The organism is uncultured Brevundimonas sp., from assembly GCF_963975535.1.
Lineage (GTDB): Bacteria > Pseudomonadota > Alphaproteobacteria > Caulobacterales > Caulobacteraceae > Brevundimonas.
In genome coordinates this window covers 333,608-357,147 of sequence record NZ_CAXBHE010000002.1, presented here as the reverse complement: position 1 = coordinate 357,147, position 23,540 = coordinate 333,608, and the positions used below count along the sequence as shown (strand labels likewise).

The following is a 23,540-nucleotide window of genomic DNA, read 5'->3' as shown; positions in this document are numbered from 1 at the left end:
GGCGGGGGCAGTCTTGGGAGCGGTCATCGGCGGCTGGCCTCCGGCACGTGGCGGTCGAACCAGGTGGCGACGCCCTCGAGGCCCGGCGCTGTCAGATTGCGGTTCAGATGGGCCCACATGCGCGGCATGAAGGCCCGGTAGCGGGGCTTGCCGTCGCGGGCGATCAGCCGGGCAAAGACACCGAGGATGCGGGCCTCGTTGAGGGCGGCGAGACCGGCATAGGCCTGCAGGAAGGGCGCGCGATCAACGTCGGGCCGCAGGGCGAAATAGTGGTCCAGGGCCAGCCGTTCGAGCTCGGGCGAGACGTCGCGGCGGGCGTCCTGCAGCAGGGAGTGCAGGTCCCAGGAGGGATGGGCGCGGACGGCGTCCTGAAAGTCGATCATCCCGGCCCGGGCCGGACCGGCACGGCCGGGCAGCCAGATCAGGTTCTCGGCGTGATAGTCGCGGTGGGCCATGACCGTGGCCCCGGCGGCCCCGGCGGTAACGACCGGGGCCCAGGCGTCATGCCATTCGGCCACGGCGGAACGGTCGAAGGTCAGGGCCGGATCGAGTTTCGGCAGCCAGTCGACGAACAGATCGGCCCCGCCCTGCAGGGCGGTCTCGTCATAGGGCAGCAGCGGCCAGTCCCCGGCGGGCCCCTTCAGGACGTCGGGGGTCGGGGCGGCGTGGATGCGGGCCAGGGTCTCGACCGCCGCCAGATAGAGGGGAGCTTCATCCGCACCCCGGTCGATGGCGTGGGCGAACAGGTCGTCGCCGAAATCCTCCAGCACGGCGAGACCGGCGGGGGCGTCGAGGGCCACGATGTCAGGGGCCGACAGGTCCAGCGTACGCAGATGGGCGGCGACGGCGGCGAAGGCCTCGATCCGCCCGGCCGACAGACGGGCCACGGCGTTCCAGCCCTCGGCCCGGCGGCGTTCGGGCGACCAGGCCGGGTCACAGGGGGCGCTCTCGGCGGCGGGCGGCTGGTCCATCAGCATCAGGGAGGTGCCGGACGGGGTGGTCAGCCGCTCGTAGCGGCGGGTCGAGGCGTCGCCGGGCAGGGGCGCGCGCACGGCGTCGGCGAGGCCGGATGCCCTGAGAAATTCGAGACGCTGGTGTTCGCGGTCAGACATGGACATCGGTGAGTTTGGCTTCCCATGAGCCTGCGCCGGAAACGGTCGCAAGGCGGCCGTCGACACCGTCGAGGCTCTGTTCGGACAGGGTGATGGTCAGGCGGTCGGGGCCCAGCATGGCGGCCGGATCGTCGCCGAGCCGTTCCGGCCATTCGATCAGGGCGCAGCCCTCGTCGAGCGCCTCGTCCAGACCGATCTCGAAGGCTTCCTCGGGCCGGGACAGGCGGTAGAGGTCGAAATGGGCCACGGGCGGATCGCTGTCGTAGAATTGGACCAGGGTGAAGGTCGGCGAGGGCACGTCCTCGTCCGGCGTGGTCAGGGCCCGGATCAGCCCGCGGGCCAGGGTCGACTTGCCCATGCCCAGAGGACCGTACAGCAGCACCGACTCGCCGGGAACCAGCAGGGGGGCGATGGCCGCGCCGAGACGGGTGGTGGCGTCGGCGTCGGACAGGGCGATCCTCATGCGAGTTCCGCGTCCGGATCCTGCGACAGCACCCGTTCGGTGAAGGTTTTCAGGGCCAGGGTCGCCTCGACCGGGTCAACGGACAGGCCGGCCGGGTCAACCGGGCGGCCGACATGGAGACGGTAGGCCTTGCCCTGCTTGTTCAGAAGTTCGTGGAACAGGGTGATGTCGCGCAGCTCGTCGGAAATGCGGTGGAACAGGTGGAACAGGTGCGAGCGCGGTCCGGCGAGATGGATCGGCACCACGGGCGCGGCGTATTTCCGGGCGAGGGAGGCGGCGGTCGCGGCCCATACCGGATCGGCCAGGGCCCCGTCCGGCCCGATGCGCGAGATGCGCCCGGCGGGGAACAGGACGACGCAGCGTTCAGCCTCGAAGGCCGCCTTCGCCGCCAGCAGGGTCAGCCGGGTCTTTTCACGGGTGCGTTTGCTCACCACCCATTCGACCGGGATGACGGTTTCGGACAGGCGGGGTGCGACGCGCAGGGCGTCGGCATTGGCGAAGAAGATGGCGTCGGGCCGGCGACGGCTGACGGCATCATGGACGGCGATACCATCGGCGATCCCGGTCGGATGGTTGCAGACCACGACGCAGCGGCCGGTGGCCGGGATACGGTCGAGGTTGTGGGCCGCGACCTCGAGCGCCAGCAGGTCGGACATATGGCCGAGGGCGTCGAGCCCTGACAGGGGCCCCACGGCGTCGGCCATGGTGCGGGCGTGGTGATAGCCCAGCAGACGATAGAAGAAGGGGCGCAGGGCCGGCCAGAACACGGATCCGGTCAGCCGGGGCGCGCGCTCGGCGATCAACACATCGCAGATGTGGGCGTCCGGGGCGGTGGTGAGAGGAACGGGCTGCATGCAGACCGGTTGTCGCCGGTCGCGGCGCGGCGGGCAAGCGGTCCGTGCGGGTTTGCCAGCGACGGCCCGGCATTGACGTAGCTGAGGCGGGTGCTACCCCTGCGCACCGGATCTGTGACCGATGCCAAGGATATCCTGCATGCGCCGTCTGCCCCTCCTGCTTTCCAGCCTCAGCGCCGCCGCCCTGTTGAGCGCCGCCGCCCTGCCCGCCGTGGCCGAGGCCCCCGCCGCAGTTGCGGCACCTGCCGCCGCAGCCGCCGTCGCGGACGGCCATACGGCCTTCACCTATCGCGACCTGATCGGTCTGAACCGGCTGGGCGACCCCCAGGTGTCCCCGGACGGTGCGTGGGTGATCTATGCCGTCACCGCCACCGATGTGGAGGCGAACAGCCGATCGGGTAGCGTCTGGATCCGCCCGGTCGCCGACGACGGCAGCCCGCGTCGCCTGGCGATCTCCGACGGCGGTGCCAATACGGCGCGCTGGGGTTCGGACAACCACATCTATTTCCTGTCGAGCCGGTCCGGTTCGAGCCAGGTCTGGCGCGCCGAGGCCGACGGCACCGGGGCGATGCAGGTGACGAACCTGCCGGTTGATGTGAACGCCTATCGGCTGAGCCGCGCCGCCGACAAATTGGTGATGTCGCTGGCGGTGTTTCCGGACTGCGCCGATCTGGCCTGCAGCGTTGAGCGCGCCCGGGCCGAGGCCGAACGGAAATCGACCGGCCGGGTCTACGACCGGATGTTCGTGCGGCACTGGGACACCTGGAATGACGGGACCCAGAATCACCTGTTCACCCAGGCCATCGGCGACGACGGCCAGGCCAGCGGCGACCCGGTCTGGGTCAGCAAGGGCTTCGACGGGGACACGCCGTCCAAGCCGTTCGGCGACGAAAGTGAATTCACCTTCACGCCCGACGGCGACGCGGTGGTGTTTTCCGCCCGTGAGGCCGGCCAGAGCGAGCCGTGGAGCACCAATTTCGACCTGTGGCGCACCAATGGCCTGTCGGGTGACGGGCTGTTCGAAAACCTGACCGAAGCCAATCCCGCCTGGGATACTGGTGCGGTCTTCTCGCCCGACGGCCGGACCATGGCCTATCTGGCGATGGAGCGGCCCGGCTTCGAGGCCGACAAGTTCAGCATCTTCCTGAAGGATGTGGCCAGCGGCCAGACCCGCCAGATCGCCGCCAACTGGGACCGTTCGCCCGGCGGCCTGCAGTGGGCGGCCGACGGCAACACCCTGTACGCCACCGCCGGAGATGTCGGTCAGACGCGCATTTTCGCCATCGATACGCGCAACGGCGCGGTGGTCCCGGTGACCGGCCCCGGCCACGTATCCAGCTTCGGGCTGACGCCGTCCGGAATCGTCTTCGCCCGCGACGCGCTGGATGCCCCGTCGGACCTGTATTTCAAGACCTATCGTGGTCGGGAAATGCCGCGCCGTCTGACCAATGTGAATCCGTCTCTGGACGACAAGATGTTTGGCGAGGCCGAGCAGTTCACCTTCGACGGCTGGAACGGCGAGACGGTGCACGGCTATGTCATCAAGCCCGCCGGCTATGTCGAAGGCCGCAAATATCCGGTGGCCTTCCTGATCCACGGGGGGCCACAGGGCTCGTTCGGCAACAGCTGGTCCTATCGCTGGAACCCGTCGAGCTATGCCGGGGCCGGATTTGCGGTGGTGATGATCGATTTCCATGGCTCGACCGGCTACGGCCAGGCCTTCACCGACTCGATCAGCCAGCACTGGGGCGACCGCCCGCTGGAAGACCTGCAGAAGGGCTGGGCCGCGGCCCAGAGCCGGTACAGCTTCCTCGATGGTGACAATGCCTGTGCCCTGGGAGCGTCCTACGGCGGCTATATGATCAACTGGATCGCCGGCAACTGGCCCGACGAATTCAAATGCGCCGTCAATCATGACGGGGTGTTCGACACCTTCAGCATGGGCTTCGCCACCGAGGAACTCTGGTTCACCGAGTGGGAAAATGGCGGCACGCCGTGGGACAACCCGCGCGCCTACCAGGAATTCAATCCGGCCAACCATGTCCGCAACTGGAAGATGCCGATGCTGGTCGTCCAGGGCGAGCTGGACTATCGCATCCCGACCTCCCAGGGCCTGTCGACCTTCACCGCCCTGCAGCGGCGCGGGATTGAAAGCCGGTTGCTCGTCTTCCCCAATGAAAACCACTGGGTGCTGAAGCCGCAGAACAGCCTGCAATGGCACAATGAGGTGTTCGGCTGGCTGGACAATTACCTGCGCCCGGCGGACTGACGGGAACGCGACTGGCCCGCGACGGGACGCGACGCGACGCGAGTCCGCGTCCCGTTTCGGTTTCGGGGCACCGGCCTTGCCGGTGTCGGTTGAGGCCAAAAGGGTTGGTCAGGCGTTGACCGGTTTCCGCCGGAGACGATCACGTGGCCAAACCCCTGGACTGGAAGTCCCCCTGGAGCGCCATCCGTGAGCGCGTCCTGATCCCCGCCGGGGCCCGGATCCGCGCCTGGCGGGACTGGGTTCAGGCCAATGATCCGGTCTATCGCGCGTTCAGGCACCCCGGCCGGGCGGAGATGTGGGCCGCGTCTATCGCCCTGCTGCTGATCGTGGCCATGGTGGTCTTTCTGCTGCTGTTCGACTGGAACTGGCTGCGGGGCCCGATCGGGCGCTGGGCCTCGGCCAGCTATGATCGTGAAATCGAGCTGAACGGTGATCTCGACGTCAATCTGTTCAGCTGGACGCCGTCGGCGCGGGTGCGCGACCTGCGCATCGGGGGACCGGACTGGGCGCGGGCGCAGGACACGGCGCGGGTCGATGATCTGCTGGTGATGGTCCGCCTGAGGCGTCTGTTGGTCGGCCAGATCGAAATCCCGCTGCTGTCGATCATCCGGCCCGATGTGGTGCTGATCGCCGACCGGGAGGGGCGGACCAGCTGGACCCTTAATCCGGATCGGCCGGACGACGGCCGGGGCATGAAGCTGCCGCCGATCCAGCGGCTGATCATCACCGACGGCAAGCTGTCGCTGGACGAACAGCGCCGCAAGGTGAAGCTGGCGGCGACGGTTACCGCGCGCGAGGGGTCGGACGAACAGGCCGGGTTTCATCTGCAGGGCGACGGCACCCTGAACGGGACCCCGCTGACCCTGATCGTGCGCGGCGGACCGTTCATCAACATCCGCCGTGATCGCCCCTATGATTTCACGGCCGAGCTGTCCGGGGTCAATTCGCGGCTCAAGGCTGACGGTGCGGTCACCCGCCCGTTCGACCTGGGTCAGTTCACCGCCACGTTGAGCCTGGAGGGGCAGGACCTGGCGGACCTGTATCTGCTGACGGGGATCACCCTGCCCAATACGCCGCGCTATCGCCTGAGCGGGGGGCTGAGCCGGGATGGTGCCCGGTTCCGGTTCAGGGATTTCAGCGGCCGGGTCGGCTCGTCGGACCTGTCGGGCGACATCAAGGTCGACAGGGTCGGTGATCGGCGCCGGGTCGAGGCCACGCTGCATTCGCGGTCGCTGGATATCGCCGACCTGATGACGGTGCTGGGCGCGAAGCCGCAGGTCGGGGCCGGCGGCACCACGGTCACCTCGGGAACCCCGGGTCGCCTGCTGCCGGACGCCCCGCTGCAGACGGACCGACTGAGGGCGATGGACGGAACGCTGAGCTACCGGGCGGCCTCGGTGAAGCGCAACGATCTGGAAATCCGCCGGGTCCGACTGGATGCCGGACTGGACGGCGGCGTGCTGACGCTGGATCCCGTCGCCTTCACCTTCAGTCGCGGCGAGCTCAGTGGCACGGCGCGAATCGATGCGCGCGAGACCGTGCCCTACAGCAAGGTCGATTTCCGTCTGTCCGGCTATCCGCTGGAATCGATCATCCCCGCGCGCAACGGCGCACCGACCGTCACCGGCCGGGTGCTGGGCCGGGCCCGACTGGAGGGGCCGGGGGCCTCGGTTCATGATCTGGCCGCCCGGGCCAGGGGCACGATCAGCCTGGTCGTGCCACAGGGGCAGATCCGCAAGGCGTTCGCCGAGTTGCTGGGCATCAATGTCGGGCGGGGCCTCGGTCTGTTGCTGTCGGGCGACCGTTCGACGACGGACATTCGCTGTGCCGTGGCGGACTTCGATGTGTCGGGCGGGACGGCCACGGCCAAGACGTTCGTCATCGACACGGACGTGGTGCTGGCCAAGGGCTCGGGCACCATCAACCTCGGGTCCGAGACGCTGAACCTGCGTATCGACGGGGAAACCAAGCGACCGCGGCTGCTGCGGGTCTGGGCCCCGATCACGGTCAGGGGGGCGCTGGTCGCGCCGAAGGTGGGGGTCGACGGTGCCGCCGTGGCCGGGCAGGTGGGTCTGGCTGGAGTGGTCGCCGCCCTCGTCAATCCGCTGGCGGCGATCCTGCCCTTTATCGACCCGGGGCTGGCCAGGGACGCCAACTGCGGGGCGCTGATCGCCGGGGCCCGATGATCTGGCGATTTGAGCCGTTTTGCCGTTTCGTGCGTATCTAGCCGCATTGACCCATCGCCTGACGAGATCGCATGACCCGTAGAGGATTTCTCGCCCCCGCACTCGGTGCGCTGGTGGCCGCCTGTTCGCCGCTGGGGATGCTGAACCAGTTCGGCCCGCGCGACGCCGGGGTGCGCCGGGTGGCGCAGGGTCTTGCGTATGGCGACGACCCGCGCCAGCGCTTCGACCTGCACGCACCCGAAGGCCCGGGCACCGGCCTGTTGCCCACGCTGGTCTTCTTCTATGGCGGGGGCTGGGATTCCGGGACGCGGAGCGTCTATGCCTGGGCGGCCCAGGCCCTTGCGGCGCGGGGGTTCGTCGTGGCGGTGCCGGACTATCGGCTGGTGCCCGAGGTCCTGTTCCCGGCCTTCATCGAGGATGCGGCTGCGGCCACGGCGGCGGTGGCTGCGGCGGTCGGCGATCACGGCGGCGACGCCGGGCGACTGGGGGTGATCGGCCATTCGGCCGGGGCCCATCTGGCGATGATGATCACCCTCGACCGGCGCTATATGGCGGCTGTCGAGCGCCCCGACCTGATCCGGGCGGCGGCGGGGCTCGCCGGGCCGTACGACTTCCTGCCGTTCGACGTGCCCGCCTCGGTCAATGCCTTCGGCCGGACGCCGGACCCGACCCTGACGCAGCCGGTGACCTTTGCCCGGGCCGACGCCCCGCCGCTGTGGCTGGGTCACGGCACCGCCGACACGGTGGTGCATGACGACGACACCATGATCCTCAATGACCGGATGCAGGCGCTGGGCGGTCGGTCGGAGGCCCATCTCTATCCGGGGCTGGACCATGCCGACCTGATCGCGACCTTCTCGCCCCTGTTCCGCAAGAAAGCCCCCGTGCTGGACGATGTGTCCGGCTTCTTCCGTCGGGAACTGGGCTGATCCGGCCGGGTCGTTCGGGCAAGCCTGACCGTCTCGCCAAGGGCCCAAAGTTCCGCTAGTGGAGGTCATGAAAAAAGCCATGACAGCCCAGGCGGCACTGGACCGCCTCGAAGCCCACTACAATCAATCGGTCTCCAACCTGCGGGATGCGGTTCGCACCTTCATCGCCACCGGCGAGCGCACGACGCCCGAGGCCCGCGCCACCGGCCTGTTCGCCTATCCGCAGCTGCGTGTCAGCTGGTTCGGCGAGCGGCTGGATGTTCAGCCGATCCGGGCCTACGCGCGCCTGTCGCGGCCCGGCATCTATTCAACCACGGTGACACGGCCCGACCTGTTCCGCACCTATCTGGAGGAACAGCTGACCCTGCTGGAGCAGGACTATGGCGCGACCTTCGAGGTCGGGCCGTCGGAGCAGGAAATCCCGTTCCCCTATGTGCTGGACGGCTCGGATGTGGTGCTGGACCGCAGCCAGACGGCGGCGATCGCGCGCTGGTTCCCGACCACGGATCTGGCCAATATCGGTGACGAGGTCTCGGATGGCCTGTTCGACCCGGCCGAGGACTTCCCGCTGTCGCAGTTCGATGCGCTGCGCACCGATTTCTCGCTGGCCCGGTTGCGCCACTACACCGGCACCCCGGTCGAGGATGTCCAGTCCTACATCCTGTTCACCAACTACCATCGCTATGTCGACGAATTCGTCCGTTGGGCCTGTGTCCAGCTGGCCAATCCGGACAGTCCCTACGAGACCCTGTCCTGCGCCGGCGGCGTGGTGATCACGCGCGACAATCCCGACCCGGAATTGGCGGTGATGGACACGGCCTGGCGCAAGCATCAGATGCCGGCCTATCACCTGACCGCGCCGGGCTGGAAGGGGATCACCCTGGTCAATATCGGGGTCGGGCCGTCGAACGCCAAGACCATCTGTGACCATCTGGCCGTGACCCGGCCGCACGCCTGGATGATGATCGGCCACTGTGGCGGGCTGCGCCCCAGCCAGACCATCGGCGACTATGTGCTGGCCCACGCCTATCTGCGCGATGACCATGTTCTGGATGCGGTGTTGCCGCCGGACATTCCCATTCCGTCGATCGCCGAGGTTCAGCGGGCCCTGTACGACGCGGCCAAGATGGTCTCGGGCGCGCCGGGCGAAGAGGTCAAGCGCCGGCTGCGCACCGGGACGGTGGTGACCACCGACGACCGTAATTGGGAGTTGCGCTATTCCAAGTCGGCGCTGCGCTTCAACCAGAGCCGGGCGGTGGCCATCGACATGGAGAGCGCCACCATCGCGGCCCAGGGCTATCGCTTCCGCGTGCCCTACGGGACGCTGTTGTGTGTGTCGGACAAGCCGCTGCACGGCGAGATCAAGCTGCCGGGCCAGGCCAATCGCTTCTATGAGGGGTCGATCTCCGAGCATCTGCAGATCGGCATCCAGGCGGTCGACCTGCTGCGCGCCGAGGGCGACAAGCTGCATTCCCGCAAGCTGCGCGCCTTCGACGAGCCCCCCTTCAGATAGGGGGTTTGCGCAGCAGATAGAGGCCGAAATCGACGTAGTCGCCGCCGTACTCGAACATGATCTTTACCCGGTCAGCCGAGGCGCGGACGACGGCGGTCTCGGGGGCGTCCGGATGGTCAGCCAGCCATGCGCGGGCCTGCCGGTCTGCAGTGCCGATATAGTGATCCATCGCCGCCCGCGGCGAAATCCCGGCCGTGACAACCTCGTACCCCGCGGCCCGGGCGGCCTCGTGGGTGCCTTCATGGGTCGTGAAACGATTGACCGCTTCGAAGATCTGACGCACCGGCACCGGTGGTTCTGCGTTCCAAATCAGGTCGCCCCATAGCAGCCAGCCGCCCGGCTTCAGGTGACCGGACAGGGCGTCGAGGATCGCGGAGGGTTCGAGGCGGCCATCCCCGACCGGGTCGGTGGTGCCGGTGGCGACGATCAGATCGAGCGGGGCGATGTCGGCCAGTACCGTGCCGGATCCGGCCTGCCTCAGATTGACCAGACCGGCCGCCGGGGATGCGTCGACACGGCCTCGCGCGATGGCGGCCATGGCCGGGTCCCGTTCCACGGCCGTCACGTCCAGTCCGAAGTGCTCGGCCAACCGGACGGCGATAGCGCCGTTGCCGGTCCCGATGTCCAGAGCCCGGGCCCCGGGCCGCAGGCCGGTGCGGGTCACGGCGGCGTCGACTGTGGCCATGTCGAGTGGGTTGCAGACGTCGAGTGCGGCATAGGCGAGGCAGTGATAATTGATCGATGAGGCCATGGTCGGATGCTACGACGCCGGGCATTTTCTCGCTGCATGAAAAGTGCTTTACAACGCAAAGCACAAGTGCCACTGTCGCGGTGAACACGAGGTGACCATCATGACCGACAACCCCCATTCCACCGCCCACGACGATATCGCCTATATGCGGGCCATGGCTCAGGAGGGGCGGCAGGCCCCGCTGCTGAACGGCCCCATCATGGTGGCGGCCGGCCTGATATTCGGGGCCGCCAATCTGGTCCAATGGACGATCGTCAGCGGCCTTTGGGTTGTCGAACCCATGGTCATGCTGTGGGTCTGGCTGACCGCCGGGGCCGCCTTCTCGGTCGCCCTGTTTTTCCTGGTCCGTCGGGCCAATCGCAAGCCCGGTGCCGGCTCGACCGGCAACAAGGCCGTCGGGGCCGCGTGGTGCGCCCTTGGTTTCGGCATCTTCGTCATGTGGCTCAGCCTGATGGCTGTCGGTTTCACCAGCGGAAATTGGGAGATGATGTGGGCCATGCCGAGCATCGTCGCGACCACCTACGGGACCGCCTGGATGGTTTCGTCCGCCTTCTCGACCCAGCGCTGGATGACGGTCGTGGGCCTGGTCGCCTACGCGGGGGCGATCGCCTGTGGTGCCCTGATCGGTAATCCTGCCATCTATCTGGTCTTTGCCGTGCTGATGGTCCTGACGGGCCTCGTCCCCGGACTGGTGATGATGCGTCAAGAACCCGCCGAGGTGCGCTGAGCATGGCCGACTTTGACATCGGCCAGATTGACGACGTCATTCACGGCCGGGTTCGGCTGGGGATCATGGCCTATCTGTCCGGGGTGGACAGCGCCAATTTCAACGAACTCAAGGAGCGGTTGCAGACGACGGACGGCAATCTGTCGGTGCATTTGCGCAAGCTTGAGGATGCCGGATACGTCGCCGTGAACAAGACCTTTCACGGGCGCAAGCCCATGACACGGGCAAGCATGACGGAGCCGGGCCGCAAGGCCTTTGTCGCCTATCTTGACGCCATGTCGGGACTGGTCGCCGGCCAGGCCTGACCGCAACGACCGCCGGTGGTTCCAAGCGAACCGCCGGCGGTCTATGCAGGCGTGATGAGCAGCCGCATTCTTCGTTTCGACGCCCTCGACAATTTCCGCGACTATGGGGATTACGCCACCGCGGCGGGGAACCGGGTCCGGCCGGGACACCTGCTGCGATCGGCCCATCATGCGCGGTTGACCCCGTCGGACCTGGCGCAACTGGCCGCCCTGGACATCGGGACCGTCGTCGATCTGCGCCGGCCGGTTGAGCGCACCAAACAACCGTCCCGCCGCCCTGACGCCTTCAGCGGCACGGTGATCGAGAGCAATCTGGACGCGGTCGGCGAGGCCCCGCACATCACCTTCCTGAAGGCCGCGGACCTGACCCCGGAGTCCGGGCGTCGTTTCATGACCGAGACCTATCGTCAGCTGCCGTTCGCCGAAGCCCATCTGGACCTGTTCAGCCGGTATTTCCGCGCCCTGGCCGACAGCGACCGGCCGGTCCTGATCCATTGCGCGGCCGGCAAGGACCGGACCGGCATGCTGGCGGCCCTGACCCACCATCTGCTGGGGGTCGGGCCCGATGACATGATCGAGGATTATCTGCTGACCAATGTTGCGGTGGATCTCGAGGCGCGGGCACCGGCCATCGCCCGACAGCTGGAGGCCGCGACCGGCCGTCCGGCCGCGCATGACGCCGTCGTGGCCTTCATGGGCGTGGAGCCCGCCTATCTGCAGGCCGCCTGGGTCGCGATCGATGACCGCTACGGTTCGACCGACGCCTATCTGGCGGAGGCCCTGGGGGTCGATGCGGCGCTGCGCGACCGGATCGGCGCGCGCCTGTCGGCATGACCGCCCCGCTGCGCGTCGTCGATGCGCGGGACCTGCCGTGGACGGATCCCCTGGCGGTCGCCGCCGGACTGCGCGACCGGATCGGGACCCTGGCCCTGCTCTCGGACGGTGGCCCCCTGGGGCGCTGGTCGTGGGTCGCGTGCGATCCGGACCGGATTCACGTCGGCCCGGTCGGGGCGTCGGCCCCGTTCGCCGCCCTGCGGCGGCCTGAATTCGCCACCGGAACCGTGGGCCTGGTCAGCTATGACGCCGGTGCCCGCCCCGCCACCGGTACCCGCGCTGAGGTGTGGCCGGACCTGACCCTGGCCCGCTATCCGGCGATGCTGGGGTTCGATCATCAGACACGCCGGGTGCGGGCCGTCGGTCGCGGCGTCGACGCCAGGGCGGCCGGGGCGGCCGTTGAGCAGGCGGCGAGTTGGCTGGCCACCGCAATCCTGCCCCCCGTGCCGGACGCCCCGGCCCCGGCGTTTGAGGCCGAAGCCTCCGATGCGACCTATCGCGCGGCAGTGGCGGATGTGATCGCCCGGATCGCCGCCGGGGAGCTGTTCCAGGCCAATATCGCCCGGGCCTGGCGGGGCGACCTGGCGTCGGGAACCGAACCCTTCGATGTGATGCTGCGCCTCGCCGGTGCCCGGGCCGCGGCCTACGGGGCCTACTGGCGGCTGGGGGACCGGGCGCTGGTATCGAACTCGCCCGAACTGTTTCTGGCTTTTGAGGCCCGGACCGGGCGTATCGAAACGCGGCCGATCAAGGGCACGCGGGCCCGCGATATCGACCCGGGTCGCGACGCCGGGCTGGCGCGCGAACTGCAGGCCAGCGCCAAGGACCGGGCCGAGAATCTGATGATCGTCGACCTGATGCGTAATGACCTGTCGCGCGTGGCCCGTCCCGGCACGGTCCGGGCCGAGCGGCTGTTCGAGATCGAAAGCCTGCCGACCGTGCATCATCTGGTCTCGACGGTGACCGGGATGGCGGAGGCCGGCGTCAGCGCCGCCGATCTGCTGGAGTCGACCTTCCCGCCGGGCTCGATCACCGGGGCCCCCAAACACCAGGCGATGAAGGTGATCGCCGGTCACGAGCCGCCGCGCGGGCCGTGGTGCGGGTCCCTGTTCCTGATCGACGACGACGGCGGTCTGACGGCCTCGGTCCTGATCCGGACCGCCAGCTTCGAGCGGCGCGCGGGTGTCTGGCACTATCGCACCCTGGCCGGGGCCGGCATCGTCGCGGACAGCACCCCGGAGGCGGAACTCCAGGAAGCCACCGCGAAGATCCGGGCCCTGCGCGAGGCCCTGGTCGGGGATCAGTTGGTGTAGCCGACCTTGTCGACGGTTCTCGGCCGCAGATAATAGGTCTGGCTGAACCGGGTGATCGCCGGCATCAGGTAGTCGACCGGCGAGTCATAATCATAGGTCACCTCGGTCATGATGACGCTCTCGCCGTTGGCGATCAGACCGTCGGGAATGACGACCGTGCTGCCCGTTGTGCGGGCCGTCATGCCCGCGCCCTGGCTCCAGTCGACCTTGACCACACCATTGGCGTCGCGGGTCAGGCTGGAGGCCCGCTGTTGCAGGGGCGCGCTGGAAAAGGGCTTCATCACAAGGTCGCCGACCTTGAACACGTCGGCCATCTGGCTGGATTTGATCGAGTCGCTCTGGGCTACGAGGTCGGCCACCACGGCCGAGGCATGGCCCATCCGCTTCTGCGCCATATAGCCCTGGCAGAATTCAGCGAGGCCGAAATAGAAGGCGATCATCACCGGTGCCAGCATGGCGAACTCGACCGCCGACACCCCGCGCGGATCGTCACGCAGTCGGGCAAACAGGGATTTGCGCGCGGCGGCCATCAGTTGAACGGCTCGTTGCGGAACACGGCGGTGGCGGTGAGGTAGGCCGAGCCGTCCTTCAATCGCGACAGTCCCTCGTTCATGAAGGGGGTCACCAGCGGCTGTTTGTACCAGACGCGGATCAGCATCGTGCTGCCGGCGCTGCCGTCGTCATAACCCAGCCCGCTGGTCTGGAAGCTGCCGGAGGCCATCGGGTCGGGCGGGTTCGGCGTGCTGAAATTGGGAATGACCCGGACATCGACCGTCGCCCGGGCGTCGCAGTCGGCCTGGAATATGCTCATGCGGCCACACAGGGTGGTCTTGAACTGTTCCGCCGTCATTCCCGAGCTCTCGGCCCGACCGGTGCGGACCAGCCGGGACGTTTCCGCCGTGGCGTTGTCGAGGATCGAGTCGATCACGAAGACGAGGCCGAGCTCAAGAATGGCGAACATCATGAAGAAGAAGGGCAGGGCGACCATGGCGAACTCGACCGCGGTCGATCCGTCGCGGGCGCGCCAGAAACCGGTGCGCCGACGAAGGCCGGACCGAAGCGGGGCGCGCGGGCGGATCATGGCGACGCTCGCTCCGGCGATCAGGGGGTCGGGGTCGCGCGGAGCGAAGGCGAGCAGGATGAGGCGCAGGCCATTTCGGTCGCCTGGCCACCGCGCCAGATGCGGACCTGGCCGGCGCCGCTGCCGGCGGTGACGACGACCTGGCTTTGGAACACGGTGCGTCCGATGCTGTCGACGGCGACGATCTCGGTCACGCCGTAGCCCTTGCCGGTGATGTAGAGGGTGTTGGCGTCGACGACCGTGACGTCGGCGATCTGCGGATTGCCGACGATGACCGAACCGGCCGGGCCGCGGAGCTGGACCCGGGTCGACTGGTCGATGCCGACGTTCAGCGGCTGGGCCTGGGCCAGGGCCAGCCCCGGCAGGGCAAGGACGGCGACGGCCAGAACGGCCAGCCGGGCGAGGGGGCGTGTGGCGACGGATCGGGACATGGCGGCGGGGTTCCACTTTATCGAGGGCGCGCGCGAGGCGACGCGGACGAAGGTGCCTGCCAAACCTCAACAAAGTCTGAAACGGTCGGGTGGTATAGTAAACGCAGTGTAACTGAAAACTGACAGAGATTTCGTGGACGCTTTACTCGACTTTAATCAAGGTGCTGCATTGTCGGAATGTAAGTAGGGGTCAAGCGGGCAAACCGATGGCCCTCCTGGTGGAAATCGACTGCTCGCTCAAAGAAGGATACTGACCATGACCAACTTCGTTTCGCGCTTCATTTCGGATGAATCCGGTGCCACGGCCATCGAGTATGGCCTGATCGCCGCCCTGATCGCCGTCGTGATCATTTCGGCCGTGACCGCCCTGGGCTCGACCATCAAGACCAAATTCAATGCCGTCGTGACCGGCATGGGTGGTACCGCCGGCGCCTAAGGCCCCGACAGTCGTCTTGAAACCGGGAGGGCCGGAGCGGAAACGCTCCGGCCCTTTCGCTTGTCGGACCCGCCAACGAATTCAAGTAAACGTCCAGTAACCACGCCTGGCGACCCGACCTTAACCCACATGGGCGATTGTGATCCTGCGTTTTGGGGGTCAGGCGGGCTACCGGCTCCCCCGCCAACTGCTCGCTTCACTTCCACCCATGAGGAAAATCCAGATGACCAAATTTGTTTCGCGTTTCATGTCGGACGAATCCGGCGCCACGGCCATCGAGTATGGCCTGATCGCCGCCCTGATCGCCGTCGTGATCATTTCGGCCGTGACCGCCCTGGGCTCGACCATCAAGACCAAATTCAATGCCGTCGTGACCGGCATGGGCGGAACCGCCGGCGCCTAACGGCTCCGTCAGTCGTCTTGAAACCGGGAGGGCCGGAGCGGAAACGCTCCGGCCCTTTTGGTGTCCGGCGTGGCCATGGCCGGCACCGGGTCGAAACCCCGCTTTAACCGGCGCTCATGCACAACGGTCCGATGGACACCCTGACCCTGATCCTGCTCAGCATTCTTCCGGCCCTGGCCATCACGGCCGGATTGAAGGACCTGATCAGCATGACCATCCCGAACTGGATATCGGGCCTTCTGGTCGCCGGCTTCTTTCCCGCGGCCCTGGCGGTCGGCCTGGCACCCGTGGCCATGGCGGCCCATGTCGGCGTGGCGATCGCCGCCCTGTTCATCGGTGCCGGCATGTTCGCCCTGCGCTGGATCGGCGGGGGCGACGCCAAGCTGATCGCCGCCTCGTGTCTGTGGCTGGGCGTGACCGGTTCGGGCATGTTCCTTCTGTGGACCGGCCTGGTCGGCGGGCTGTTCTGTGTGGTTCTGATCTTCGCCCGCTTCTATTCCCGCCCCTATCTGCTGGGGGCACCCGGCTGGGTGGTCCATCTGATGGAGCCCCGGGGCGACATCCCCTACGGCGTCGCCATCGCGATCGGGGCCCTGATGGCCTATCCGTCCAGCGCGCTGCTCGAGAGCTTTTCGGCCGGCCTGTGAGCCGGTTCCGCCCGTTGCGGGGGTCTGTGCGGGCTTAGGGGCACGTTAACCCGCGCGCTTCATGGTCATTAACGGCAGGGGCCGGAACCCGAATCCGCGTCCGGGCGCGCCTGCCGGAGACCTTCGATGAAGCCCGCCCGTATCGTCGTCATCTGTATCGCCGCCGTTTCGGCCATCGGCCTCGCCCTCGTGGTGCGGTCCATGGGGTCCGGTGCGCCGACGGCCGTCGCCTCCGCCGCGCCGATCGTCGCGGCCGTCCCAATGGCCAAGGTCCTGGTGGCCGCCCGTGATCTGGAGCCCGGTCGCCGGCTGGCCGATTCGGACATGGACTGGAAAGACTGGCCCGCCGCCGACGTCAATCCGATGTTCATCACCGACGGCACCGTGCAGGTGCCGGGTGCCGAGGCCCCCGAGGCCAAGCCCGAGGGGGCCGTCGCCAGCGTCACCCGTGCCGCCACCAACCTGGCCACCGGCGGTGCCAAGAGCGACTATGTCGGCTCGGTCGTACGTGAACCCATCCTCGCCGGCGAGCCGATCGTGGGCCGCAAGATCGTCCGCGCCGGCGACAGCGGCTATATGGCCGCCTATCTGGAACCCGGTAAGCGGGCCATGGCCATCCGCGTAACCGTGGAGACCGCCGCCGGCGGCTTCATCCTGCCCGGCGACCGCGTCGACGTGCTGCTGACCCGCGAGACCAATCTGTCGAACGTCGGCAACGACGACTCCGACCGCTCAAAATTCACCTCCTCGACCGTGATGCAGAACGTCAAGGTCCTGGCCATCGACCAGTCGACCCGCGCCGGGGACGACGAACAGGCCGTGGTCGGGGCCACGGCGACCCTGGAGTTGGGGCCGCGCGACGCCGAGTCGCTGGCCCTGGCCAAGTCCGAGGGCGAGCTGTCGCTGGTGCTGCGGTCCTATGCCGACACGGGCGGTCCGTCCGGCGGCGTCGGTTCGGCGAACCGGCAATCCCAGGCCGTCCGCATCTATCGCGGCGGTGCCCCTGAAGTGGTGGTGGTCCAATGATGCGCCTGACCCTGCCCTGTATCGCTACAGCCGCCTGCGCCGCCGTGCTGGCCCTGGGCGGGCTCGCGCCCGCCTCGGCGCTCGCCCAGACCCGCTCGACCGTGGCCATGGGCGCGGCCCCGCAGCTGATCAATCTGCCGCGCGGTTCGTCGATGGCCATCGACCTGCCCAGCGATGCCCGCGACGTGATCGTGCCCAACCCGGTCGTGGCCGAGGCCATGCTGCACTCGCCGCGGCGGATCACCATCATCGGCCTGCAACCGGGCGAGACCGACGCCGTGATCCTCGATGGCACCGGCCGCACCATCCTGTCGCTGCGCATCCGCGTCGACGCCGGGGTTTCGGCGCTGCAGGACACTTTGAACCGGATCCTGCCCGGGTCGAATGTCCGTGCCGAGGCGGTCAATGACAGCATCATCCTGACCGGATCGGTCACCAGCCCCGGCGAGGCCGACCGGGTGACCCAGATCGCCCGCGCCTTCGTGGCGGCCCCTGAAAAGGTGCTGAACATGATGACCATTGCCGGTTCCGACCAGGTCATGGTCAAGGCCCGGGTGGTCGAGGTGCAGCGCACCGCCATCAAACAACTGGGTCTCGACGTCAGCGCCGTGCTGAACAACGTCGGCGACGGCCTGTCCTTCGCCCAGGCGGCGACCTTCGGCGTCGCCGGCAGTCAGCTGGGCGGCGGGGTTGCGACCTATACGGACAACTCCGGCGACGGGAATACGCTGACCGGCACGCTGCGGGCCTTCGAACGGGCCGGACTGGTGCGGATCCTGGCCGAGCCCAACCTGACCTCCGTCAACGGCGAGAACGCCGAGTTCCTGGCCGGCGGTGAGTTTCCGGTCCCTGTCGGTCGCGATGATCGCGGCAATATCCTGATCGAGTTCAAGCCGTTCGGTGTGCGCCTGGCGTTCCGCCCGATCGTGCTGTCGCAGGGTCGAATCTCCCTGCAGCTGTCGACCGAGGTGTCGGAGCTGACCACCTCGGGGGCCTTCACCCTGGGCGGCACCGCCAGCAATGCCCTGGTCGTGCCCGCGCTGAACGTCCGCCGGGCCTCCAGCACGGTGGAACTGCCGTCCGGCGGGTCCCTGATGATCGCGGGCCTGCTGCGCGAGGACACCCGCCAGAACATCGACCAGATCCCCGGTGCCGGTGACCTGCCCGTTCTGGGGGCGCTGTTCCGCTCGCGCGACTATCTGTCGGGCGAGACCGAACTGGTGATCATCGTCGAGGCCTACATCGTTTCGCCGACCGCGCCCGGCCGCCTGCAGACGCCGGCCGACGGTCTGCAGACGGCCACTGACGCCCAGACCATCCTGTTCGGGCAACTGAACCAGCAATACGGCCGCGCCGCCGATGCCGTCCCCGCCACCGCCCAGTCCGGCTGGCAGGGCCCCGTGGGCTATGTGATCGAATGAGGACGCCCGTGACCATCGTCAGATCCCCTGTGACCGTCGCGGCCGCCCTGGCCGCCGTTTTCGCCGCCGGCCTGGTCGTGACCGGGTGTGGCGGCGTGACCGCGGATGGTGCCGCCATGCCGCTGACCCCGATCTCGCGCTATTCGCTGCAGGTCGAGCCGGATCTGGACCGCATCGCCCTGGCCGTTCACGAGAGCGGCCTGTCCGGCACACAACGCGCCGCCCTGACCGCGCTCGCCGGCCGGTTCAACGCCGCCGGTGCCGACCATATCCGCATCGAGGCCCCGTCCGGCGACGATCCGGTCTCGGGCGAAGCCGCCTGGGGGGCCCGCGCCGCCCTGGAACAGGCCGGTGTTCCGAGCGATCGTATCCGCGTCGCCGCCTATACCGCGCCCGATCCGCGGGCCCCGGTCCTGGCCGGGTTCGAGACCTTTACCGCCCGGGTCCCGAACTGTGCCAGCCGCCAGGGCGACCTGGGCGGACGCTTCTCGAATCAATCCTCGGCCGGCCTCGGCTGCGCCATCACCGCCAATATGGCGGCCCAGATCGCCGATCCGCGCGACATCGTGGCTCCGCGGGCCATGACGCCGTCCGACTCGGGTCGGGCCGCCGTGATCTTTGACAACTACCGCAGCGGTCAGCCGACGTCGGCACCCCAGGATTCCCTGGTGGCCGGGCGGATCGCCCGAGCGGTGGAATAGCGACACCATGAGCAGCGCCTTCGCTCCCACGCCCTTCGAAGTCTCGGACGACGAGTTCGACCTCGACATGGACTTTGCCGCCGACGCGTCCGGGGCCCCGGTCGGGGCGTTTCCCGATGCGTTCGCCGCCGACATCAGTCCGCGCGAACGGCTGCAATTCACCAGTCCGGACGCAGCCGAGGCGGTGCCGGCTGTGGCCGGGTTCAATCCGGTCGGCGAGCTGGTGGCCGGGGCGTCGGCGGCCTTTTCCGCTCCGGTCCCGTCCGGTCCGGCGGGCATGCCGAGCATCGGCGAGGTGTCGGTACCGCGCATCGCCATTCACGTCTTCGCCGAACGGCAGGACACCCTGGCCGCTGCCGAGCGCGCCGGTCAGGACCGGCGCCTGTCGCGTGCCACGACCCAGATCCGCATCGGCGGCGTGGCCGCCGCGGTCGAGGCCTATCAGCATGAGCCGACACCGCCGCTGATCATCGTCGAATGCCTGAGCGACCCCGACACCCTGCTGCACGAGGTCGACCTGCTGGCCCAGGTCTGCGACTCCGGCACCAAGGTGGTGGTCATCGGCGCGACCAACGACATCCTGCTGTTCCGCGAGCTGATGCGGCGCGGGGTCAGCGAATATCTGGTGGCCCCGGTCCAGCCGCTGCAGCTGATCTCGGCCATCGGCGGTCTGTTCGCCGATCCGGCCCAGCCGTTCATCGGTCGTTCGATCGCCTTCGTCGGGGCGCGCGGCGGTACCGGTTCGTCGACCGTCGCCCACAACACCGCCTATGCGATGAGCGAGCGCATCGGGGCCAATACCGTCATCGTCGATTTCGACCTGCCGTTCGGCACCGCCGGGCTGGATTTCAACCAGGACCCGCTGAACGGCGTGGCCGACGCCCTGAGCCAGCCGGACCGGCTGGATTCGGTGCTGCTGGACCGGATGATGGTGCGCTGTACCGACAAGCTGAGCCTGTTCGCCGCGCCCGCGACCCTGGACACCGACTGGGACATCACCCCCGACGCCTTCGAGGAGGTCACGACGCGGATCCGTTCGACGGCCCCCTTCGTGGTGCTGGACCTGCCGCACACCTGGAACGCCTGGATGCGTCGTAGCCTGATCTCCGCCGACGAGGTGGTGGTGGTGGCGACGCCGGACCTGGCCTCCCTGCGCAACGCCAAGAACATGATCGACCTGATCCGCACCGGACGGCCCAATGATGCCCCGCCGCGTCTGGTGCTGAACCAGGTCGGTGTGCCCGGTCGACCGGAAATCCCGGCCAAGGACTTCGGGGCTGCCCTGGGCGTGCATCCCAGCCTGATCATTCCGTTCGAGCCGAAGGTGTTCGGGGCCGCCGCCAACAACGGCCAGATGATCCTCGACGCCGGGGGCAAGTCCAAGGCGGGCGAGGCGTTCCAGACCCTGGCCCAGATCGTTTCACGGCGCGAGCTTCCGCTCGTCGCCGGACCCAAGGGCAAGAGCGGGGCCGCGGGCACCGGCTCGCTCTTCGGCAAGCTGTTCAAGAAGCGCTGACGGGAACGCGAGTGTTCGGTAAACGTACAGCCCAGCCCGGGAGTGTCGCTCCCGCCCCCCGTCCGGCACCCAAGCCGGCCGCGGCGGCGCAGCCGACGGCCGGTATCCAGACGGAATCGTTCGGCTTCGGTGACGAGGATACCGCTCCCGTCCAACAGGCCACGGCGGGTGCGACCGCGGCAGGTTCGGCCGCCTCCTACGCGGCCAAGCCGGCCTCGCCGGCGGCCGATCGTCTCGATGCCCTGGCCGCGCGCCCGAAGGCGGCGGCCCAGCCCGAGGCCGGTTCCGGTGGTCCCGGCCCCAAGGCCACCCCGGGCTTCGAGCAGCTGAAGAAGGCCCAGGCGGTCGAGGTCGTTCGCGAGCAGTCCGACTATTACCATGCGACGAAGACCACCATCTTCAACGCGTTGATGAACACCATCGACCTGGCCCAGCTGGCCCAGCTCGACACCAAGGCCGCGTCGGAGGAAATCCGGGACATCGTCGCCGAGCTGGTGGCGATCAAGAACGTCTCCATGTCCGTGGCCGAGCAGGAGCATCTGGTCCAGGACATCGTCAACGACGTCCTCGGCTACGGGCCGCTGGAGCCGCTGCTGGCCCGCGACGACATCGCCGACATCATGGTCAACGGGGCCGGCCGAGTGTTCATCGAGGTCAACGGCAAGGTCCAGCTGACCAATGTCCGCTTCCGTGACAACACCCAGCTGATGAACATCTGCCAGCGGATCGTGTCGCAGGTCGGCCGCCGCGTCGACGAGAGCTCGCCGATCTGCGACGCCCGCCTGCCCGACGGGTCGCGCGTCAACGTCATCGCCCCGCCGCTGGCCATCGACGGCGCGACCCTGACGATCCGGAAATTCAAGAAGGACAAGCTGACGATGCGCAACCTGGTGGAGTTCAACTCCATCAGTCCCGAAGGGGCGCGCGTCCTCGGCGTCATCGGGGCCTCGCGCTGCAACCTGGTGATCTCGGGCGGCACCGGCTCCGGCAAGACGACGCTGCTCAACACCCTGACCGCCTTCATCGATCCGACCGAGCGGGTCATCACCTGCGAGGACGCGGCCGAGCTGCAACTGCAACAGCCGCATGTGGTGCGTCTGGAGACCCGCCCGCCGAACCTCGAGGGCCAGGGCATGATCACCATGCGGGATCTGGTCAAGAACTGCCTGCGCATGCGTCCCGAGCGGATCATCGTCGGTGAGGTGCGTGGCCCGGAGGCCTTCGACCTGCTGCAGGCGATGAATACCGGTCACGACGGCTCGATGGGCACGCTGCACGCCAACTCGCCGCGTGAGGCCATCAGCCGGATGGAATCGATGATCACCATGGGCGGCTACGGCCTGCCGTCCAAGACCATCCGCGAGATGATCGTCGGCTCGGTCGACGTCATCATCCAGGCCGCGCGTCTGCGTGACGGCAGCCGGCGCATCACCCACATCACCGAGGTCGTCGGCCTGGAAGGCGATGTGATCGTGACCCAGGACCTGTTCGTCTACGAGATCACCGGCGAGGACGAAAACGGCAAGATCATCGGCCGCCACCGGTCGACCGGCATCGCCCGGCCGCGCTTCTGGGACCGGGCCCGCTACTACGGCCTGGAACGGGAACTGGCCGAAGCCCTCGACGCGGCGGAGTAGCAGCATGTTGCCGATCCTCGCCGCCGTCCTGGCCTTCATCACCATCGGCAGCCTCGGTTGGGTTTTCGTCGGCGGCGACGACTCCAGCAGCGAGGCCGTGAAGCGGGCCCAGAGTTTCGGTACCCCCAAGGTCACCAACGCGCGCAAGGCGGCCACGGCGGCCAACACGCCCGAGGCCCGCCGCAAGCAGATCATGACGCAGCTGCAGGAGGTCGAGCGCAAGGAGCGCAAGGCCCGCATGACCATGGCGGCCAAGTTGAAGCACGCCGGACTGGCCATGACCATCCGCACCTTCTGGCTCGTCAGCGGCGGCCTCGGCGTGAGCGCCCTGCTGCTGGTCGTGCTGTTCACCTCCAACCTGCTGCTCGCCCTGGGGGCCAGCATTGTCCTTGGTCTGGGCCTGCCCCGCTGGGTGGTCGGCTTCCTGGGCAAGCGGCGGATGAAGAAATTCTCGTCCGAGTTCGCCAATGCCGTCGACGTCATCGTACGCGGCATCAAGTCCGGCCTGCCGGTCCACGACTGCTTCAAGATCATCGGCCGCGAGAGCCCGGCCCCGCTGGGTCCGGAATTCCAGCACCTGGTCGAGGGCATGGGCGTCGGCCTGACCCTGCCCCAGGCGCTGGACAAGATGTACGAGCGGATGCCGACGCCGGAGCTGAAATTCTTCGCCATCGTCATCTCGATCCAGCAGAAGACCGGCGGCAATCTGGCCGAGGCCCTGACCAATCTGTCGACGGTGCTGCGGGCGCGGCGGATGATGGGCGAAAAGATCAAGGCCCTGTCGTCGGAGGCGACGGCGTCGGCCGGCATCATCGGCTCGCTGCCGCCGGCGGTGATGATCCTGGTGACCATGACCACCCCCGCCTACATGATGGTGCTGTTCACCGACCCGCGCGGGCAGTTCATGCTGTTCGTGGCCGCCTCGATGATGGGCCTGGGCGTCTTCGTGATGAAGAAGATGATCGCGTTCAAATTCTGATGGGCA

At 68.1% G+C, this 23,540-nt stretch carries 24 protein-coding genes; 17 read left to right on the top strand and 7 right to left on the bottom strand.

The genetic code is table 11. From position 1 onward, the window contains the following. Positions 1-23 precede the first annotated feature (23 nt). The 3 genes from amgK to AACZ75_RS04035 are packed head-to-tail and all read right to left on the bottom strand — an operon-like array spanning position 24 to position 2,429. Positions 24-1,112 carry an N-acetylmuramate/N-acetylglucosamine kinase AmgK gene (amgK, locus tag AACZ75_RS04045; RefSeq protein ID WP_339871448.1) on the bottom strand — a complete coding sequence of 363 codons (1,089 nt, stop codon included), beginning with the start codon at positions 1,110-1,112 and terminating at the stop codon, positions 24-26. Further along, the gene (gene tsaE, locus AACZ75_RS04040; RefSeq protein ID WP_339871391.1) at positions 1,105-1,575 is read right to left on the bottom strand and encodes a tRNA (adenosine(37)-N6)-threonylcarbamoyltransferase complex ATPase subunit type 1 TsaE; all 471 of its coding nucleotides are present in this window, start codon (positions 1,573-1,575) and stop codon (positions 1,105-1,107) included. The genes amgK and tsaE overlap by 8 nt, the downstream gene beginning before the upstream one ends. Continuing rightward, positions 1,572-2,429, bottom strand: coding sequence for a 1-acyl-sn-glycerol-3-phosphate acyltransferase (locus tag AACZ75_RS04035; RefSeq protein WP_339871389.1), 858 nt, complete (start codon positions 2,427-2,429; stop codon positions 1,572-1,574). Before AACZ75_RS04035 ends, tsaE begins: the two co-directional genes overlap by 4 nt. Positions 2,430-2,568: 139 nt before the next feature. Here AACZ75_RS04035 and AACZ75_RS04030 point away from each other — a divergent pair, with 139 nt between their 5' ends. The 4 genes from AACZ75_RS04030 (at position 2,569) to AACZ75_RS04015 (ending at position 9,326) form a co-directional block, all read left to right on the top strand. Continuing rightward, complete coding sequence (locus AACZ75_RS04030) at positions 2,569-4,698, top strand: S9 family peptidase (RefSeq protein WP_339871388.1); 2,130 nt, start codon at positions 2,569-2,571, stop codon at positions 4,696-4,698. Positions 4,699-4,841: 143 nt separating this feature from the next. Continuing rightward, on the top strand, positions 4,842-6,884 hold the full coding sequence (locus tag AACZ75_RS04025) for an AsmA family protein (protein WP_339871387.1): 2,043 nt from the start codon (positions 4,842-4,844) through the stop codon (positions 6,882-6,884). 71 nt (positions 6,885-6,955) lie between these two features. Next, positions 6,956-7,813 carry an alpha/beta hydrolase gene (locus AACZ75_RS04020; RefSeq protein WP_339871386.1) on the top strand — a complete coding sequence of 286 codons (858 nt, stop codon included), beginning with the start codon at positions 6,956-6,958 and terminating at the stop codon, positions 7,811-7,813. A 67-nt stretch (positions 7,814-7,880) separates the two neighbouring features. Continuing rightward, complete coding sequence (locus AACZ75_RS04015) at positions 7,881-9,326, top strand: AMP nucleosidase (protein WP_339871385.1); 1,446 nt, start codon at positions 7,881-7,883, stop codon at positions 9,324-9,326. Here the strand turns inward: AACZ75_RS04015 and AACZ75_RS04010 are convergent. Continuing rightward, positions 9,319-10,077: a methyltransferase domain-containing protein gene (locus AACZ75_RS04010; RefSeq protein WP_339871384.1), complete on the bottom strand. Its 759-nt coding sequence runs from the start codon at positions 10,075-10,077 to the stop codon at positions 9,319-9,321. The genes AACZ75_RS04015 and AACZ75_RS04010 overlap by 8 nt on opposite strands. A gap of 100 nt (positions 10,078-10,177) precedes the next feature. Here AACZ75_RS04010 and AACZ75_RS04005 point away from each other — a divergent pair, with 100 nt between their 5' ends. Genes AACZ75_RS04005 through AACZ75_RS03990 form a run of 4 tightly spaced genes read left to right on the top strand, consistent with a single transcriptional unit; the run spans position 10,178 to position 13,256 of the window. Continuing rightward, a complete protein-coding gene (locus AACZ75_RS04005) occupies positions 10,178-10,804 on the top strand; it encodes a hypothetical protein (RefSeq protein WP_339871383.1) in 627 nt (208 codons plus the stop codon). Between the two features lie 2 nt (positions 10,805-10,806). Then, the gene (locus tag AACZ75_RS04000) at positions 10,807-11,109 is read left to right on the top strand and encodes a transcriptional regulator (protein WP_339871381.1); all 303 of its coding nucleotides are present in this window, start codon (positions 10,807-10,809) and stop codon (positions 11,107-11,109) included. 54 nt (positions 11,110-11,163) lie between these two features. Beyond that, positions 11,164-11,943: a tyrosine-protein phosphatase gene (locus AACZ75_RS03995; RefSeq protein ID WP_339871380.1), complete on the top strand. Its 780-nt coding sequence runs from the start codon at positions 11,164-11,166 to the stop codon at positions 11,941-11,943. Further along, complete coding sequence (locus AACZ75_RS03990) at positions 11,940-13,256, top strand: chorismate-binding protein (RefSeq protein WP_339871378.1); 1,317 nt, start codon at positions 11,940-11,942, stop codon at positions 13,254-13,256. Before AACZ75_RS03995 ends, AACZ75_RS03990 begins: the two co-directional genes overlap by 4 nt. On the opposite strand, the gene AACZ75_RS03985 is transcribed toward AACZ75_RS03990, so the two are convergent. The 3 genes from AACZ75_RS03985 to AACZ75_RS03975 are packed head-to-tail and all read right to left on the bottom strand — an operon-like array spanning position 13,244 to position 14,768. Continuing rightward, on the bottom strand, positions 13,244-13,786 hold the full coding sequence (locus AACZ75_RS03985) for a TadE/TadG family type IV pilus assembly protein (protein ID WP_339871377.1): 543 nt from the start codon (positions 13,784-13,786) through the stop codon (positions 13,244-13,246). The genes AACZ75_RS03990 and AACZ75_RS03985 overlap by 13 nt on opposite strands. Next, positions 13,786-14,337: a TadE/TadG family type IV pilus assembly protein gene (locus tag AACZ75_RS03980; protein WP_339871376.1), complete on the bottom strand. Its 552-nt coding sequence runs from the start codon at positions 14,335-14,337 to the stop codon at positions 13,786-13,788. The genes AACZ75_RS03985 and AACZ75_RS03980 overlap by 1 nt, the downstream gene beginning before the upstream one ends. Before the next feature lie 20 nt (positions 14,338-14,357). Beyond that, entirely contained in the window at positions 14,358-14,768 is a 411-nt protein-coding gene (locus tag AACZ75_RS03975; RefSeq protein ID WP_339871375.1) for a pilus assembly protein N-terminal domain-containing protein, read from the bottom strand. Between the two features lie 256 nt (positions 14,769-15,024). Here AACZ75_RS03975 and AACZ75_RS03970 point away from each other — a divergent pair, with 256 nt between their 5' ends. The 9 genes from AACZ75_RS03970 to AACZ75_RS03930 all read left to right on the top strand — a co-directional run bounded on the left by AACZ75_RS03970 (position 15,025) and on the right by AACZ75_RS03930 (position 23,534). Then, complete coding sequence (locus AACZ75_RS03970) at positions 15,025-15,204, top strand: Flp family type IVb pilin (RefSeq protein WP_339871374.1); 180 nt, start codon at positions 15,025-15,027, stop codon at positions 15,202-15,204. A gap of 223 nt (positions 15,205-15,427) precedes the next feature. Continuing rightward, positions 15,428-15,607 (top strand): Flp family type IVb pilin, encoded by a 180-nt coding sequence (locus AACZ75_RS03965; RefSeq protein WP_339871372.1) that lies wholly within the window; start codon positions 15,428-15,430, stop codon positions 15,605-15,607. Between the two features lie 116 nt (positions 15,608-15,723). Continuing rightward, positions 15,724-16,254 (top strand): prepilin peptidase, encoded by a 531-nt coding sequence (locus AACZ75_RS03960; RefSeq protein WP_339871371.1) that lies wholly within the window; start codon positions 15,724-15,726, stop codon positions 16,252-16,254. Positions 16,255-16,380: 126 nt separating this feature from the next. Continuing rightward, entirely contained in the window at positions 16,381-17,280 is a 900-nt protein-coding gene (gene cpaB, locus AACZ75_RS03955) for a Flp pilus assembly protein CpaB (RefSeq protein ID WP_339871370.1), read from the top strand. After that, positions 17,277-18,701 carry a type II and III secretion system protein family protein gene (locus tag AACZ75_RS03950; RefSeq protein ID WP_339871369.1) on the top strand — a complete coding sequence of 475 codons (1,425 nt, stop codon included), beginning with the start codon at positions 17,277-17,279 and terminating at the stop codon, positions 18,699-18,701. Before cpaB ends, AACZ75_RS03950 begins: the two co-directional genes overlap by 4 nt. Positions 18,702-18,709: 8 nt before the next feature. Then, positions 18,710-19,402 carry a CpaD family pilus assembly protein gene (locus AACZ75_RS03945; protein ID WP_339871368.1) on the top strand — a complete coding sequence of 231 codons (693 nt, stop codon included), beginning with the start codon at positions 18,710-18,712 and terminating at the stop codon, positions 19,400-19,402. Between the two features lie 7 nt (positions 19,403-19,409). Further along, on the top strand, positions 19,410-20,918 hold the full coding sequence (locus tag AACZ75_RS03940; RefSeq protein ID WP_339871367.1) for a CpaE family protein: 1,509 nt from the start codon (positions 19,410-19,412) through the stop codon (positions 20,916-20,918). A gap of 11 nt (positions 20,919-20,929) precedes the next feature. Further along, on the top strand, positions 20,930-22,555 hold the full coding sequence (locus AACZ75_RS03935) for a CpaF family protein (RefSeq protein WP_339871366.1): 1,626 nt from the start codon (positions 20,930-20,932) through the stop codon (positions 22,553-22,555). Positions 22,556-22,559: 4 nt separating this feature from the next. Next, positions 22,560-23,534 carry a type II secretion system F family protein gene (locus AACZ75_RS03930; protein WP_339871365.1) on the top strand — a complete coding sequence of 325 codons (975 nt, stop codon included), beginning with the start codon at positions 22,560-22,562 and terminating at the stop codon, positions 23,532-23,534. The last annotated feature ends 6 nt before the right edge of the window (positions 23,535-23,540 follow it).

Coding starts and splice junctions, on each gene's coding strand:
- AACZ75_RS04020 (WP_339871386.1), top strand. CDS start 6,956: ATGACCCGTAGAGGATTTCTCGCCCCCGCACTCGGTGCGCTGGTGGCC.
- AACZ75_RS04035 (WP_339871389.1), bottom strand. CDS start 2,429: ATGCAGCCCGTTCCTCTCACCACCGCCCCGGACGCCCACATCTGCGAT.
- AACZ75_RS04010 (WP_339871384.1), bottom strand. CDS start 10,077: ATGGCCTCATCGATCAATTATCACTGCCTCGCCTATGCCGCACTCGAC.
- cpaB (WP_339871370.1), top strand. CDS start 16,381: ATGAAGCCCGCCCGTATCGTCGTCATCTGTATCGCCGCCGTTTCGGCC.
- AACZ75_RS04000 (WP_339871381.1), top strand. CDS start 10,807: ATGGCCGACTTTGACATCGGCCAGATTGACGACGTCATTCACGGCCGG.
- AACZ75_RS03985 (WP_339871377.1), bottom strand. CDS start 13,786: ATGGCCGCCGCGCGCAAATCCCTGTTTGCCCGACTGCGTGACGATCCG.
- AACZ75_RS03970 (WP_339871374.1), top strand. CDS start 15,025: ATGACCAACTTCGTTTCGCGCTTCATTTCGGATGAATCCGGTGCCACG.
- AACZ75_RS03980 (WP_339871376.1), bottom strand. CDS start 14,337: ATGATCCGCCCGCGCGCCCCGCTTCGGTCCGGCCTTCGTCGGCGCACC.
- AACZ75_RS04005 (WP_339871383.1), top strand. CDS start 10,178: ATGACCGACAACCCCCATTCCACCGCCCACGACGATATCGCCTATATG.
- AACZ75_RS03960 (WP_339871371.1), top strand. CDS start 15,724: ATGCACAACGGTCCGATGGACACCCTGACCCTGATCCTGCTCAGCATT.
- AACZ75_RS04015 (WP_339871385.1), top strand. CDS start 7,881: ATGAAAAAAGCCATGACAGCCCAGGCGGCACTGGACCGCCTCGAAGCC.
- AACZ75_RS04030 (WP_339871388.1), top strand. CDS start 2,569: ATGCGCCGTCTGCCCCTCCTGCTTTCCAGCCTCAGCGCCGCCGCCCTG.
- tsaE (WP_339871391.1), bottom strand. CDS start 1,575: ATGAGGATCGCCCTGTCCGACGCCGACGCCACCACCCGTCTCGGCGCG.
- AACZ75_RS03965 (WP_339871372.1), top strand. CDS start 15,428: ATGACCAAATTTGTTTCGCGTTTCATGTCGGACGAATCCGGCGCCACG.
- amgK (WP_339871448.1), bottom strand. CDS start 1,112: ATGTCTGACCGCGAACACCAGCGTCTCGAATTTCTCAGGGCATCCGGC.
- AACZ75_RS03930 (WP_339871365.1), top strand. CDS start 22,560: ATGTTGCCGATCCTCGCCGCCGTCCTGGCCTTCATCACCATCGGCAGC.
- AACZ75_RS03975 (WP_339871375.1), bottom strand. CDS start 14,768: ATGTCCCGATCCGTCGCCACACGCCCCCTCGCCCGGCTGGCCGTTCTG.
- AACZ75_RS03995 (WP_339871380.1), top strand. CDS start 11,164: ATGAGCAGCCGCATTCTTCGTTTCGACGCCCTCGACAATTTCCGCGAC.
- AACZ75_RS03990 (WP_339871378.1), top strand. CDS start 11,940: ATGACCGCCCCGCTGCGCGTCGTCGATGCGCGGGACCTGCCGTGGACG.
- AACZ75_RS03950 (WP_339871369.1), top strand. CDS start 17,277: ATGATGCGCCTGACCCTGCCCTGTATCGCTACAGCCGCCTGCGCCGCC.
- AACZ75_RS03940 (WP_339871367.1), top strand. CDS start 19,410: ATGAGCAGCGCCTTCGCTCCCACGCCCTTCGAAGTCTCGGACGACGAG.